14 protein-coding genes are annotated in these 14813 nt (G+C 64.6%); 5 read left to right on the plus strand and 9 right to left on the minus strand.

Translation table 11 applies throughout. From position 1 onward, the window contains the following. Window positions 1-3: 3 nt before the first annotated feature. Window positions 4-879, plus strand: a complete 876-nt coding sequence (locus tag L867_RS0100415; RefSeq protein ID WP_028735044.1) for an LpxI family protein — start codon at window positions 4-6, stop codon at window positions 877-879. Continuing rightward, window positions 876-2051, plus strand: a complete 1176-nt coding sequence (gene lpxB / locus L867_RS0100420; RefSeq protein WP_028735045.1) for a lipid-A-disaccharide synthase — start codon at window positions 876-878, stop codon at window positions 2049-2051. Before L867_RS0100415 ends, lpxB begins: the two co-directional genes overlap by 4 nt. Here the strand turns inward: lpxB and L867_RS0100425 are convergent. From L867_RS0100425 to znuA, 3 genes are all read right to left on the minus strand, one after another. After that, a complete protein-coding gene (locus L867_RS0100425) occupies window positions 2048-3979 on the minus strand; it encodes an O-linked N-acetylglucosamine transferase, SPINDLY family protein (protein ID WP_051438745.1) in 1932 nt (643 codons plus the stop codon). The two genes, lpxB and L867_RS0100425, sit on opposite strands and share 4 nt — an antisense overlap. Before the next feature lie 110 nt (window positions 3980-4089). Beyond that, a complete protein-coding gene (locus tag L867_RS0100430) occupies window positions 4090-5280 on the minus strand; it encodes a GTP-binding protein (protein ID WP_028735047.1) in 1191 nt (396 codons plus the stop codon). A gap of 94 nt (window positions 5281-5374) precedes the next feature. After that, window positions 5375-6400 carry a zinc ABC transporter substrate-binding protein ZnuA gene (gene znuA / locus L867_RS0100435; protein WP_028735048.1) on the minus strand — a complete coding sequence of 342 codons (1026 nt, stop codon included), beginning with the start codon at window positions 6398-6400 and terminating at the stop codon, window positions 5375-5377. A 106-nt stretch (window positions 6401-6506) separates the two neighbouring features. Here znuA and L867_RS24240 point away from each other — a divergent pair, with 106 nt between their 5' ends. The 3 genes from L867_RS24240 to L867_RS0100450 are packed head-to-tail and all read left to right on the plus strand — an operon-like array spanning window position 6507 to window position 8782. Further along, window positions 6507-7577 (plus strand): ATP-binding cassette domain-containing protein, encoded by a 1071-nt coding sequence (locus L867_RS24240; RefSeq protein ID WP_051438747.1) that lies wholly within the window; start codon window positions 6507-6509, stop codon window positions 7575-7577. Continuing rightward, window positions 7570-8385, plus strand: a complete 816-nt coding sequence (locus L867_RS0100445) for an iron chelate uptake ABC transporter family permease subunit (protein WP_028735049.1) — start codon at window positions 7570-7572, stop codon at window positions 8383-8385. The genes L867_RS24240 and L867_RS0100445 overlap by 8 nt, the downstream gene beginning before the upstream one ends. A 1-nt stretch (window position 8386) precedes the next feature. Continuing rightward, window positions 8387-8782, plus strand: a complete 396-nt coding sequence (locus tag L867_RS0100450; RefSeq protein ID WP_028735050.1) for a Fur family transcriptional regulator — start codon at window positions 8387-8389, stop codon at window positions 8780-8782. A gap of 45 nt (window positions 8783-8827) precedes the next feature. On the opposite strand, the gene L867_RS0100455 is transcribed toward L867_RS0100450, so the two are convergent. The 6 genes from L867_RS0100455 to tyrS form a co-directional block, all read right to left on the minus strand. Beyond that, entirely contained in the window at window positions 8828-9355 is a 528-nt protein-coding gene (locus L867_RS0100455) for a gamma carbonic anhydrase family protein (protein WP_028735051.1), read from the minus strand. 29 nt (window positions 9356-9384) lie between these two features. Then, window positions 9385-9657, minus strand: coding sequence for a hypothetical protein (locus tag L867_RS0100460; RefSeq protein WP_028735052.1), 273 nt, complete (start codon window positions 9655-9657; stop codon window positions 9385-9387). Between the two features lie 51 nt (window positions 9658-9708). After that, window positions 9709-11181: a D-alanyl-D-alanine carboxypeptidase gene (locus tag L867_RS0100465; protein ID WP_037172272.1), complete on the minus strand. Its 1473-nt coding sequence runs from the start codon at window positions 11179-11181 to the stop codon at window positions 9709-9711. Between the two features lie 131 nt (window positions 11182-11312). Next, window positions 11313-12104, minus strand: coding sequence for a hypothetical protein (locus L867_RS0100470; protein ID WP_037172273.1), 792 nt, complete (start codon window positions 12102-12104; stop codon window positions 11313-11315). Window positions 12105-12346: 242 nt separating this feature from the next. After that, complete coding sequence (locus L867_RS0100475) at window positions 12347-12958, minus strand: transglutaminase-like cysteine peptidase (protein WP_028735055.1); 612 nt, start codon at window positions 12956-12958, stop codon at window positions 12347-12349. A gap of 509 nt (window positions 12959-13467) precedes the next feature. Continuing rightward, window positions 13468-14724: a tyrosine--tRNA ligase gene (gene tyrS, locus L867_RS0100480; RefSeq protein ID WP_028735056.1), complete on the minus strand. Its 1257-nt coding sequence runs from the start codon at window positions 14722-14724 to the stop codon at window positions 13468-13470. Window positions 14725-14813: the final 89 nt, after the last annotated feature.

The raw sequence follows: 14813 nt of genomic DNA on the forward strand, positions 1-14813 counted from the left end.
GCCGTGGCGCCGTCCGGGGCTCGCAAAGGCCGCCTGGCGATCGTCGCCGGTGGCGGCTTCTTGCCTCTCTACGTCGCCGAGGCGGCGCGCGCGGCCGGCGAAAATCCCTTCATTCTCCGCCTTCGCAATGAAGCCGACCAGCAATGGCAGGGCTTTGATTCCGCCGTCATCGGCGTCGGCGACATGGCCGGCCTGTCGTCGCTGCTGAAGGTCAACGCGATCGATCGCGTTGTGCTGTCGGGCGGCGTCAAGCGGCGGCCGGCCTTCGGCGAGATCCGGGTCAATCTGAAATCGCTGCTGAAACTGCCCATGGCGGTGAAGACGCTGCTCGCCGGTGGCGACGACGTCGTCCTGAAGATGGTGATCGGCCTGATCGAGGCGCAGGGCTGCCACGTGATCGGCGCGCACGAGATTGCCCCCGACCTGCTCGCCGAAACCGGGTCGATCGGCAAAGTTTCACCCTCCGCCGACGACTGGCGCGACATCGCCCGCGGGGCGGAAGCCGCCGAGGCGCTCGGCCGGCTCGATGTGGGGCAGGGGGCGGTGAGCGTCGGCGGACGCATCGTCGCGCTCGAGGGCGTCGAGGGTACCGATGCCATGCTGGAGCGCGTGGCGCATCTCAGGGCCGAGAAACGCATCTCGCAGCACCGCAAGGGCGTGCTGGTCAAGCTCTGCAAGCCGCAGCAGGACGTACGCGCCGATCTGCCGTCGATCGGCCGTTCCACCATCGAGAATGCCAAAAAGGCGGGGCTGGCCGGTATCGCCGTCGAGGCCGGCCGGGCGCTGGTGATCGAGCGCGGGGCGCTGATCAGTGCCGCCGACGAAGCCGGGCTGTTCGTCATCGGCATCGATCGCGGCCTTGCCGGAGGAACCCCATGAGCACCAGGCCCCTGAAGATGGCCGTCATAGCCGGAGAAGTCTCGGGAGATCTGCTGGGCGCGGACCTGATCGCCGCGCTGAAGGACCGCCACGGCGGGCCGATCGAGCTGGTCGGGGTCGGCGGCGATGCGCTCGAGCGACAGGGACTTCAGTCGCTCTTCGATTTTTCCGAGCTTTCCGTGATGGGGCTCACCCAGGTTCTCGCACGCCTGCCGCGCTTCATCCGCCTCATCGGTCTGACAGCCAAGGCGATCATCGCGGCCCGGCCCGACTTGCTATTGATCGTCGACAGCCCCGATTTTACCCACCGGGTGGCGAAGAAGGTGCGCCAGGCGCTGCCCGACCTGCCTCTGGTCGATTACGTCTGCCCGAGCGTCTGGGCCTGGAAGGAATACCGCGCCAAGGCGATGCTTGCCTATGTCGACGAAGTGCTGGCCGTGCTGCCATTCGAGCGCCAAGTGATGCGCGATCTCGGCGGCCCGCCGACCCATTTTGTCGGCCATCGGCTGGTCACCAACGAAAGACTGCTGGAGACTCGCGCGGCGCGAGCCGGCAAGCGGCCGAAGCGCCTGGACGAGCCAAAGACGATCCTGCTGCTGCCCGGTTCGCGCGGCGCGGAGATCACGACCCTCTTGCCGATTTTCGGCGAAACCATGCGCGATTTCGTCGCCCGCAACGGTCCGACGCGTTTCCTGCTGCCGACCGTTCCGCGCCAGGAGGCGCGCGTGCGCCAGATGATCGCCGACTGGGACCTGAAACCGGAGGTGCTGATGGGCGAGGAGGCGAAATGGCGCGCTTTCGCCGAGGCCGATGCGGCGATCGCCGCGTCCGGCACCGTCATCCTGGAACTGGCGCTGGCGACCGTTCCGGTCGTGTCGACCTACAAGACCGATTGGCTGATCACGATGCTCAGCCACCGCATCAAGACCTGGAGCGGTGCGCTGCCCAATCTGATCGCCGACTACCCGTTCGTGCCGGAATTTCTCAACGACTATGTCCGCCCCGGCAATCTGCTGCGCATGGCCGAGCGCCTCGCCGCCGATACGCTGCAGCAGCGGGCCATGCTCGAAGGTTTCGACCTGGTCTGGCAAAGGCTGCAGACCGCCCAGCCCTCGGGCGTCGAGGGCAGCCGCATCGTGCTCGACCTGCTGGCGAGGCGCGGGCGGCTTTAAGAAGTTCGGAAGGGCGAAGTACGGGGCGCGAGCGCCGGCACGTCGAAGTGCTCCGGCGGCAGCCTGGACTTTGCCCGTTCGACCATGTGACCATAGCCCCATTCCAGATGGCGACAGAAGCGTTCCGCGTCGAACAGCGGCGCGATGAAACGATTGTCGGCGATCGTCTGGCGAAGGCGGGCGACCCGTTCGCGGTCGGAGACAAGCGCGCTGCACAGCGCGACGAACGCATCCGCATCCTCCGCGACCAGTTCCGGCAGGCCGATGGCGTTCAGCAGGCTCTCCGAGACCCGTGAGGCGAAGTTCGTGCCCTTCCGGGTCGCCACAGGCAGTCCGGCCCAGAGCATGTCGGAGGTGGTCGTGTGGCCGTTATAGGGGAAGCTGTCCAATCCGAGATCGGCGGCCGGCACGCGGGCGATGTGGCTCGTATAGGGCATCTTCGGCGCGAAGATGAACTGGTCGGAGCGCACGCCGGCGCGCCGCAGGAAATCGGCAGTGGCGTTTCGCGCATGGGTGCCATCGACCATCAGCCACAGCACCGCCTCGGGGTTGGCGACGAGCACCCGAGCCCACAGGCCGATCCCTTCCGGCGCGTTCTTGCGCTGGCTGTTGAAGGCGGAGAAGACGAAACGGTCCGTCGGCAGGCCGAAGGCACGCCGCGCCGCAGGGCCGGGCACGGTGCGCGTCCACGGGTCGTTCGGCTGGTAGCTGTCCGGCATGCGGCAGAATTTTTCGTGATAATGAGGGCGGGCGCTGTCCGGCAGGACGAAACGGTCGCCGATCACGTAGTCGCAGTCGACGCCGACGCTCGAGCCGGGAAAGCCGAGCCAGGCCACATGCACCGGGGCTACGGGCGCATTCAGCAGCCGCGAGCGAGAGCCGGCGGTGTGGCCCTTGAGGTCGACGAGAATGTCTATGCCGTCCCGCTGCATGGCGGCTGCGGCCTCGTCGTCGCCCATGCCCTCGATGCGCGTGATCCGGCCCCATTCGGCGCGGGCCGCAGCATCTCCACCGATGAAGCGCTCGGGCGTGTGGCAGTAGAGGGTGATGTCGAAGCGGTCGCGGTCATGGGCCTTGAGCACGCCGCCCAAGAGCCGCATCGTGGCATGGTCGACCCAGAAATCGTTGGAGAGATAACCGACACGGATCCTGTCGCCGAACCTGTGCGGTCTCGCGCGCCGGCGCGCGGGCGCATCGGCGGCGAAGGGCACGAGGCCGGTGATATTGGCGGCGAGCCGGTTCAGCGCTTCGTCGCCGCACCACATCAGATTGTAGTGCGGCGTTTCCGCGGCGAGCGCCCGCGTGTCGCCGCGGGCAATCTCGGCGCGCAGGGCCTGTTCCTCGCCCAGCAGGATCGGATAGTCGCAGAATTCGCGGGTAAATCCCATCAGCGTCGTGCGGATGAAGGGATCGTCCGGATAGAGGCGCCGCAGCTTGGCGAACAGCGTGAGGTTTCTGGCATCGCGCAGGTCGTCGCCGATCAATTGCACGGCGAGCTTCAGATGCTCCGGATCGTCGCTGTCGACCAGCAGGTTCTTGATCTGATCGACGAGCAGGCCCGGCTGGCCCGCTTTCAGTCCGACCGAAGCGATGATGAAGGCGGGGGCCGGATCGGCGGGCTGGTGCCGGTTGAGCTGGACGGCCAGCGCCAGCGCCTTGTCCAGGCGTCCGGCGTCGAGATAGAGCCGCGCTGCCTTGAGGAGAAGCGGATAGGGCTGCGGCGGTCCCTTGAGGCCGGCATGTTCGAAGGCCTCGGCCGCTTCGCCGACCATGCCGAGCTTCAGGAGGGTCTCGCCGAGCAGTTCGGCAGGGCGGTGGTTTGTCGCTTCCGGCATCAGCCCGGCAAGCAGGGTGAGGACCTCGGAATACCGTTCCGCCGAAAACATGGCTTCGGCCTCCGCCAGCCGGTCGTCGAATGACAAGCGCATGCTCCCTGCAATTCCAACATTGGCCCTTGCGTCTAGCGGACAGAACTTGCGTCTGGCTTTTGGCCGAGCCCCAAAGGCCGGGTCGAGCCGGGCAGGGCTCTGCCGTCAGGTCATTGCCACGGAGCAAAGGTGTCCTTCATGCCGGACCAGGCCGCTGGCGTGAAGCCGCTAGCCTCGACGAGGCAGGCGTCGAGTTCGGCGACAATCGAAGCCTCGTCCATCGGATCGGCACCGATGAAGACGATTTCCTGGCGCCGGTCTCCCCAGACCGGATCGAGATAGGGTGCCATGGCATTGCGAAATTCGGCGTCGTCCGGCCAGCGCTGGCGCGGCACCGCCGCCCACCAAAGGCCCATGCGACCGGTCCGCACGATCGCGCCGGCCTGGCTCAGTTCCCAGACATGATTGGGGCGCGTCGCCAGCCAGAAGAAGCCCTTGGCGCGGATGACCCCCGGCCAGCTGCGGCCGATGAAGGCCTGGAGCTTCTTCGGATCGAAGGGCTGGCGCGCCCGATAGACGAAGGAGCGGATGCCGTATTCCTCGGTCTCCGGCACATGGTCCTTGAAGCCGTGCAATTCCTTGAACCAGAGCGGATGGGTCTCGGCCTTGGCGATGTCGAACAGGCCGGTGCCGAGAATGTCGCGCGGTTCGATCTGGCCGAAGTCGGCCTCGATCAGCCGGGCGTCGGGGTTGAGCCCGGTGATGATCTTGCGCGCCGCGTCGCGCTGTTCCGGCGTCGCGGTCCCGATCTTGTTGAGCACGATGACGTCGGCGAACTCGATCTGCTCGACCAGCAGGTCGACCAGCGTGCGGTTGTCCCCGTCGCCGGCGGTTTCGCCGCGATCGGAGAGAAAATCTATCGATGCATAGTCGGTCAGCAGATTGGCGGCATCCACCACCGTCACCATCGTGTCGAGGCGGGCGATGTCCGAGAGGCTGAAGCCATGCTCGTCGCGGAAATCGAAGGTCGTGGCGATCGGCAGCGGTTCGGCGATGCCGGTCGCTTCGATGAGAAGGTAGTCGAAACGGTTCTGCGCGGCGAGATCGCGAACCCCCTTCAGCAGGTCGTCGCGCAATGTGCAACAGATGCAGCCATTGCTCATCTCGACCAGTTGCTCGTCGGTGCGCGATAGCGCCGCCTCACCGCCGCGCACCAGCGCAGCGTCGATATTCACTTCGCTCATGTCGTTGACGATGACGGCGACCTTGAGCCCGCTGCGATTGGACAAAACGTGGTTGAGGAGCGTCGTCTTGCCGGCGCCGAGGAAACCGGAGAGCACGGTAACGGGAAGCTTGTCCATGGAACAAACCTTTCTGTTTGTGTAATATTATTACATCGGTAGGGCCGAAAAAGGCGGACCCGCAGGTCCGCCCGGGAGGCATGGCGCCGCGACCTTACCGCGACAGGCAGTCGGTAAGCGACTTCGCCAGATTGTGCATGAGTTCGGGATAGAGGGCCGGACCCGCCTCAAGCGCGCCGCCTTCAGGGTCGAGCGTGCCGGCCTTGGCGTCCGTTCCTTCGGTCACCACGGAAACGAGCTTCGGCTCGAACTGTGGCTCGGCGAAGACGCAGGCCGCCTTGAGCTCTTTCACCTTGCCATGGATCTCGGCAACGCGTTCGGCACCGGGCATGGTTTCCGGGCTCACCGTGATCGAGCCGGCGACCCGCACCTTGTAGCGGTTCTCGAAATACTGATAGGCGTCGTGGAAGACGACGAAGGGCTTGTCGACCACAGGAGCAACGGCTGTGGCGATGTCTTTGTCCAGCGTGTCGATCTCCTGCGCGAGCGCCAGTCCGTTGGCCTTGTAGCGGTCGGCATTGGCGGGATCGGCGGCCACCAGCGTCTCTTCGATCTGCTTTGCCATGGCCTTGGCATTCATCGGGTCGAGCCAGAGATGCATGTCGAAGCCGCCGTGCTCATGCTCGTGATCGTGCTCTTCGCCGGCATGTTGTTCCGCGGCATGTTCTTCGGTTGCATGATCCGCATGGGCATCATGCGCCGCATGTTCGTCGCCGTCGGCATGGTCCGCCTCGCCTTCATGGTCGTGAGCCTCGAAGGCGCCGCCTTCGCGGAAGGGCAGGCGCACAAGACCGGGCGCGTCCTCGAGTTCGACCACTTTCGCCTTGCCGGCCAGCGCATCCAGTGGCTTTTCGAGAAAGGCCTCGATGCCGGGCCCGACCCAGAAGACCACGTCGGCGTTTTCCAGCGCCCGGGCGTTCGACGGCCTCAGGCTGTAGGTATGGGCGGAGGCAGCGCCCTCGACGATCAGCTCCGGCTCGCCGACGCCCTGCATGATCGCCGCGACCAGCGAATGGATCGGCTTGATCGAGACCACGACCTGCGGGGCCGCGAGCGCCAGCGTCGGCGTGAGAAGAAGGGCGGCGGTCGAGGCGGCGAGGCCGAGCCGGGAAAACGTCATGGGTGTCTGCTCCATCTTGCGCTTGTTATGTAATACTATTACATCAATTGCGTAATGCTATAACGTGTGCCATAGGATCATGCAACAGCAAATTTCCGGGTCGGACATGACCGCAATGATATCGATGACTGAACCGCCGCTCGTCACGCTCTCCAATGCCGGGATCCGACGCAATGGCCGCTGGCTGGTGCGCGGCGTCGACTTTTCCGTGCGCCGCGGCGAGATCGTCACGCTGATCGGGCCGAACGGATCCGGCAAGTCGACCAGCGCCAAGATGGCGATCGGCGTGCTCAATCCGGACGAGGGCAGGGTGGAGCGCACGCCCGGCTTTCGCGTCGGCTACGTGCCGCAGAAACTGGCGGTCGACTGGACCATGCCGCTGACCGTCAAGCGCCTGATGACGCTGACCGTGCGGCTGACCGACAGGGAGATCGCCACCACACTCGAAGCGGTCGGCATCGGCCATCTCGCCGGCGCCGAAGTCCAGCATCTGTCCGGCGGCGAGTTCCAGCGCGCGCTTCTGGCGCGTGCCATCGCCCGCAAACCGGACCTGCTGGTGCTCGACGAACCCGTGCAGGGCGTCGATTTCACCGGCGAGATCGCGCTCTACGATCTCATCACCTCGATCCGCAACACCACCGGCTGCGGTATCCTGCTGATCTCCCACGACCTGCATGTGGTCATGGCCGAGACCGATACGGTGATCTGTCTCAACGGCCATGTCTGCTGCCGCGGCACGCCGGCCGCGGTCAGCCGCAGTCCGGAGTATATGCGGCTCTTCGGCGCCACGGCCGGCCGCACGCTTGCCGTCTACAGCCACGACCACGACCATACGCACCTGCCGGACGGCCGCGTGCGCCATGTCGACGGCACGATCACCGATCACTGTCATCCCGACGACGGGCACCACCACGACCACGGACACCAGGGGGAGGCCGGCCACGACCATGGCCATGCCCACGACCATGGCCCTGCCACTGGCGGGCATGCCGGTCACGACCATGCAAATGATCACACCCGCGGCCACGAAGGTCATGGGCACACGGACCACGGGCACGCTCATGTCCACGCTGCAGATGACGACCACGGACATCACCATGCGGACGATGGTCCTCACGCGGCTGCAGGGCTTGTAACCCCGGTTGCGGCACCGACCAAGGAGGCGCGTGATGTTTGACGATTTCTTCGTGCGCGCCATCCTCGCCGGTGTCGGGCTCGCGCTGACCACCGGTCCGCTTGGCTGCTTCGTCATCTGGCGCCGCATGGCCTATTTCGGCGACACCATGGCGCATTCGGCGCTGCTCGGCGTTGCGCTGTCCCTCCTTTTCTCGCTCAACCTGATGGTCAGCGTCTTCGTCGTCGCCGCCGTCGTTTCCCTGCTGCTGCTGGTCCTGCAGAAACGTCAGGCGCTGTCCGCCGATGCGCTGCTCGGCATCCTCAGCCATTCGACGCTGGCGATCGGCCTCGTGCTCGTCGCCTTCATGTCCTGGGTGCGCATCGACCTGATCGCTTTCCTGTTCGGCGACATCCTCGCGGTCACCATGACCGACATTGCCGTCATCTGGGGCGGCGGCGCGGTGGTGCTCGGCTTGATCGCCTGGCTGTGGCGGCCGCTGCTGGCCGCAACCGTCAATGCCGAACTAGCGGAAGCCGAGGGCCTGCATCCCGAACGCGCGCGCCTTGCCTTCATGCTGCTGATGGCGCTGGTGATCGCCATTGCCATGAAGATCGTCGGCATCATGCTGATCACGTCGCTGCTGATCATCCCGGCCGCCGCTGCACGCCGGTTCTCCGCGACGCCGGAGGTCATGGCGATCTTCGCCTCGCTGATCGGCGCGGTCGCCGTCGTGCTCGGCCTGTTCGGCTCGCTGACCTATGACACGCCGTCCGGCCCGTCGATCGTCGTGGCGGCGCTGATCCTGTTCCTGTTCAGCCTCCTGCCGGCGCCGCGCTTCCGGCGGGACGAAACCACGTCGCGAGGATGAGATGACCCAACCGCAATTGACGAAGAACCAGGCCCTGGTCTTCGATGCGCTGTCGGCATCGCAGGCGCCGCTGTCGGCCTATGGCATTCTCGACCAGCTGCGCGACAAGGGGTTTCGCGCGCCGCTGCAGGTCTACCGCGCGCTCGACAAGCTCGTCGAGTTTGGCCTGGTGCATCGTCTGGAGAGTATCAACGCCTTCGTCGCCTGCGCCCATCCGCAGAACGATTGCTGCTCGCACGGCACCGTCGCCTTTGCCATCTGCAACAATTGCGGGCAGGTGGCCGAGTTCCACGACCACACGATCGACCATCGCCTGGCCGACTGGGCGAAGGGCAAGCACTTCAAGGCAGAAAAGACGACGATCGAGATCCGTGGGCTTTGCGCCAACTGCGTTTGAGCCTGCCTGGGATGCGACGAGGGGAACGCGGACCTGCCGCCGTCCTCAGATCTTCTTCAGATCGCGGGCGAAGCGCTGCCAGTTGCGCACATAGCTCTCGGCCGAAAGCCCGAGGCCGGCCGCGGCTGTGTCGTCGAGGCTGCGCACGACGCGGGCCGGTGAGCCGACGATCAGCGAATTGTCGGGAAATTCCTTGCCCTCGGTGATCAGCGCATTGGCACCGACCAGGCAGTTTCTGCCGATCTTCGCGCCGTTGAGGATCGTCGCGCCCATGCCAATCAGCGAATTGTCGCCGATCGTGCAGCCATGGATGATGGCATGATGGCCGACGGTGCAGCCTGCACCGATCGTCACGGGAAAGCGCGGATCGGTGTGGATCATCACGCCTTCCTGGATATTGGTCCGTTCACCGATGACGATCGGCTCGTTGTCGCCGCGCAGCACCGCGCCGAACCAGATGCCGACATCCTCGCCGAGTTCGACCTGACCGATCACATGGGCGTCCGGCGCGACCCAGTAGCGGTCTTCGGCAGGAAGCTTCGGCGTCAGATTGCCAAGGGAATAGAGCGGCATGGGGTTTCCTCGGATCGGATGGGCGGCGTTCAGCGCAGGCGAAGGACGATCGGGAACCGGCCGCCATGGGAAGAGACGTGAAGGTGGATATGCGCCTCCGGCTGCGAATAGCGCCAGGCGCGCGCGCCATGGCACAGAAGCAGGCCGATCAGGTCCTTGGTGCGCGAGCCGCGCTTGCGGCTGAGCCCAAGGTCGGCGATGCGGAAGGCCGCCTCGTGCAGGGGATGCAGACCGTAGCGGCTGTCCTTGCCGCTATTGTCCTGGATCGGGGCGAATTCGACGTGATTCTCGTTCGATGCCATTTTCATTACCTCGTACGCGATACAAAAATCGAGGTGGGTGGGTACCGGCGGTTACTGGGCGGCGGCCCAGCAGCCGATGCCCTTCTTCTTCAGTGCCTTGCACGCATTGACCGCCGTCTTCTGATCATCGAAGCCGCCGAAACGAGCGCGATAGAGCTGGGCGGAGCCGGTGTTGTAGGCAACTGCAAAGGGGGTGGCGGAACGCAATACCTTTCCGCCCTTGTCCTGCGCACTGCGCAGAAGGGTCATGGCCTGATCGCGGCTCGGCGATGTGCCGATCTGGATCACCCATCCCGAAGAGGGCTGGGTCGAGGCCGTCGTGGTTTCATCGATCTCGACTGGCGCCGCCTTGGCCTGCTGGACTGCGGCAGGTTCTTGAGCCGGGGCAACCGAGGACTGGCTGTCGGGCATGTAGGCGGGCGCCGGCTGTGGCACCGGCATGCCCGCGCCGAGCGGACGGGGGGCGGCACCGCGGGCGGTCGTTTCGAGCGCTGCGGTTGCAGCGTTGTCGTTGGCAGGTGCTGCATAGGCCGAGGCGACGGCCGCCGGTTCGTAACGGGTTTCCGGCAGCGGGCCGGTGGAGGGCAGGGACGGCGAACCACTGGAGGGAAGGGACGGCGAATCGAGTGCCACTTCCGGGGCTTCCCCCACGCTTTCGACAGCAGCGACCGGCGCATAGGAGGTGTTCATCTTGGCGATGAGATCGCCGCCGCCGCCGGAACGGGAGGCCTTCGGCAGGTAGGCCTGCACGAGCTTGGTCATGCGGGCATTGCGGTTGGCACCCGACGGCGCGCCCATGACGACGCCGACGATGGAGCGGCCGTCGGCCTGGGCGGAGGTCACGAGGTTGAAGCCGGCAGCCCGGGTAAAGCCGGTTTTGATGCCGTCGACGCCGCGCACCGCACCCAGCAGACGGTTGTGATTGCCGATCACCTGCTTGCCGAACTTGAAGCTGCGGGTGGAAAAATAGCCGTAGTATTGCGGGAAATGCTGGCGAAGGGCGATGCCGAGACGCGCCTGGTCGCGCGCCGTGGTCATCTGCGCGGTGTTGGGCAGGCCATGGGCGTTGCGGTAGGTGGTCTTGGTCATGCCGAGGCTGCGGGCCTTGGCGGTCATCAACTGCGCAAACCGCGCTTCCGAACCACCGATATGTTCGCCAAGGGCGGTCGCGATGTCGTTAGCGGAGCGGGTGACGAGCGCGAGGATGGCCTGTTCGACGGTGACCGAGCGTCCGGCGCCGACGCCGAGCTTCGACGGCGGTTCGGCAGCGGCATTGGCCGACACCGGAACCTTGCTGTTCAGGCTGATTCGACCGGCTTCGAGCGCCTCGAAGGTCAGGTACAGCGTCATCATCTTGGTGAGCGACGCGGGATAGCGCAGGCTGTCCGCATTCTCGCTGTAGAGGACCTTGCCGGTCCTCGCATCGACGACGATACCACCATAGGTCGGCTTGGCCTCGGCCGTCGAAACGTTCGCCCCCAAAGCGGCCACGAGCACCAGAGCGGCAACTGCAAACTTGCGCATCTGGGAAGCGAGGTTAAGGCGTCGGAATGTGTTTTTCACCGCAAGACTCTTCACATGCTGTAATTTCGGATCGGGCGCACCCCCACGCGACCACTTGAGGCGACAGTACGGAAACAGCCTTACCAAGAGGTTTATAATGAATCATTCGTTGCCGGATTCGCGCGCTTTTGAACTTTCGCCGACGCCGGTCCGGTGATGATTCGATCGCGGATATAGGCCTCGATGGCGCTGTCGATCTGCGGCCAGTCCGACAGCAACTCGCTCGAAAAACGGTAGAGCACGGTGAGGTCCCGTCCGACGTGAATGTCGCGCTGGCAGTCGCCGCCGCTGGGCGCCGCGCCGGGTGCCGGGAGCAGGCAGCGCACCGCATAATCCGGCTTGCCCGGCCGCGCCGCAGTCAAAAGCACTTCGTCGTCATAGCCAGTGCCGGCCCGGAAACGGTGCAGCGACAGTCCGAAGGGGCCGTTCTGCTCAGCGCCGTCAAACAGGTGTGAATAGATCGGCTCGACGCGTCCCGACATGTCGCGCGACATTGTGCTCTGGGAAAGTTGCAGGAAAATCAGCGAATTGGCCCGTGCCAGATCGTCGAAGCGGCGACGGTTGTCGCGACTGTAACCGGTCATTTCCGGCCACAGCAGGTAGAGGTCGACGCGTTCGGAGGGGCCGCCCTTGCGCTGCTCCTCGAAACGGATCGTATTGGCGGTGAGCCGCAGATGGTCGAGCCCGATGGAGATTTCGATGGGTTCGACGCTGTCGCTATGGCCGGCCAGCGCCCAGCGCTCACCGAACGTGTTTCCGAACAGGCTGATGCCGATGGACAGGGCGGCAAGGACCAGGACGGACACGGTCAGGATGGCGATGAAACGATTGGAGATCAGGGGCGTCTGCCCCGCCGGATCCGTCGCCGTGTCTGTGCTCTGCATGGTTCCGACCCCCGGGCAGCGAATCTCGCCGGCTAGTGGCCCAAAAGTCGGTGATTATGGTTAAGGCCGCGTTAAGCTTTCCGGGTGTGGTTCAGCAACTGCGTGAGGCCGGCATGCAGGTCGAAAAGAAGAGCCGGTCCCGATTGAACGGGACCGGCTCATTGGCTCCGGTCGGGGACGGGGTATGCGGGGGACGGACCGGGCCAGGGGCTCAGCGGCTGCCGCGTTGGCGCGGCGGCCGATCAGTTCGAATTGACGCTACCGACGGCGGTCGCCCGACCGTCCTGCAGCTTGACCCAACGACCTGGGTCGTCGGACGACTGGCGCTTCAGGTAGGTGTATTCCGTCTCGGACCACAGCATGACCTTGTTGCGCATGTTGTCGAGGATGAAGTCGCCATGGTCGGTGCGCACCGTCAGGACAGCGTGACCTTCGCCATTCGGCTGCAGCACCACGGTGAGCAGGAGGTCGGAGGCAGCAAAGCCGCGGTCGATCAGCATCTTGCGCTTGAGCAGGGCAAAGTCTTCGCAGTCGCCGACCGTGCGCGGGTAGGCCCAGCGCTCTTCGACGCCGTAGATGTCCTGGTCGGTCAGCGGCGTGATCGAGCTGTTGACCGTATAGTTGACATCGAGCAGGTCTTTCCAGTTCGTTTCCGTGAGCAGCGCCGGACCGCCGTCGGCGGTGGCTGCCACGCATTCGCCGCCATAGGTCTTGCAGAATTCATAGTGGCCGATTGGCGGATTTGCCTTTCCGACGACCCGCATGTTTGCCGGAAGTGCCATCGCCGGAAGCGCCAGCGCGCCGGTCATTGCGATGGTCAAGAGTCCAATTCCCAGATTTCTTTTTGTTGTCATTGGTTGTCTCCCCGTGTTGAGGAGACAATGGCATGGATGTTTTGATCTCTCGCAAAATAGCGAAGTAAAAACAGAGGTTAAGTCTAATCAAAACAACGAAAAACAAGAATAAAACAAGTATAAAAGTCGACCTGTATTTGAATATGTTTTGACGAAAATTTGCCTCGAATTTTACCGGATCCGCGCGGTTTCACTGCCGGGCGCCGGCGCTTCTTTCTGCTAATCGCTTGAGGATAAAGACAAATCTCACATTCTGGCAGGATGCCCCACCCGGATCTGTCCGGGATGTTTCCGGACCGCGATAACGCACACGCCGGCAGTGACCGGCGCGGATAGGGCTTGGTCTGGCGGCTGAGCCACGGCGGCAGCGGGCGATGGCCCGGAGAGGCTGCAAAAATATTTTTTCGGGGAGAGGATTTTTTGTCGGCGGCGATAGCGGCCTGCACCGGCGCTGCCCCGGTGGATCCGGGGGCGAGGGCCGGGCGCGGCAGCGCCCGGCGCATGTCGTGTCAGATGGCGCGCACCAGGATGTGCTTCTTCTTGCCGAGCGACAGCTTGATCACGCCGTCTCCGGTCATCTGGGCCGAGCCGATCGCCAGACGTTCGTCGCTGACGGCTTCATCATTGATCTTCACCGCGCCGCCCTGGACGTGGCGGCGGGCCTCGCCGTTGGAGGCGGCCAGGCCGGCGCGGACGATCAGCGACAGAAGGCCGATGCCGGCCTCAAGTTCGGCGGCCGGAATCTCGACCGACGGCAGGTTGTCCGAAAGGCCGCCTTCCTCGAAGGTCTTGCGGGCGGTCTCGGCCGCCTGTTCGGCGGCTTCGCGGCCGTGCAGGATCGCGGTGACCTCGGTCGCCAGGATCTTCTTCACCTCGTTGATCTCGGAGCCGCCGAGGGTGGCCAGGCGGCCGATCTCGTCCATCGGCAGCGTCGTGTAGAGCTTGAGGAAGCGCGGCACGTCGGCATCCTCGGTGTTGCGCCAGTATTGCCAGAAGTCGTAGGCCGACAGCATTTCCGAGTTCAGCCACACGGCGCCGGTCGCCGACTTGCCCATCTTGGCGCCCGACGACGTGGTGAGAAGCGGCGAGGTCAGGGCATAGAGCTGCTGCGTGCCCATGCGGTGGCCGAGATCGATGCCGTTGATGATATTGCCCCACTGGTCGGAGCCGCCCATCTGCAGGCGGCAGTCGTAGCGCTTGGCCAGCTCGACGAAGTCGTAGGCCTGCAGGATCATGTAGTTGAATTCGAGGAAGGACAGCGACTGCTCGCGGTCGAGACGGGTCTTCACGCTGTCGAAAGACAGCATGCGGTTGACCGAGAAGTGCCGGCCGACGTCGCGCAGGAATTCGAGGTAGTTGAGCGAACGCAGCCACTCGGCATTGTTGATCATCAGGGCGCCGTCCTTCGGCCCCTTGTCGTAGTCGAGGTAGTTCGCGAACACCCGCTTGATCGAGGCGATGTTGCTCTCGATCGTGTCCACGGTCATCAACTGGCGCGCCTCTTCCTTGAAGGACGGATCGCCGACCATGCCGGTGCCGCCACCCATCAGCGAGATCGGCCGGTGGCCGGTCGCCTGGAACCAGTGCAGCATCATGATCTGGATGAGCGATCCGGCATGCAGGCTCGGTGCCGTCGGGTCGAAGCCGATATAGGCCGTCACGCTTTCCTTGGCGAGCAGGTCGTCGAGGCCGCTTTCATCGGAAATCTGATGAATGAAGCCGCGCTCTTGCATGGTGCGGAGGAAATCGGACTTGAACTTCGTCATGACCTTCAGGCTTTCTGGATATGGAAAACGGGAAATCGCCGGCGCTTTAGCATTGTTTTTTGAATTGTGCACCCGTTTCAGCCATGAAT

Origin of the sequence: Paenirhizobium selenitireducens ATCC BAA-1503, from assembly GCF_000518785.1 — a bacterium.
Lineage (GTDB): Bacteria > Pseudomonadota > Alphaproteobacteria > Rhizobiales > Rhizobiaceae > Allorhizobium > Allorhizobium selenitireducens.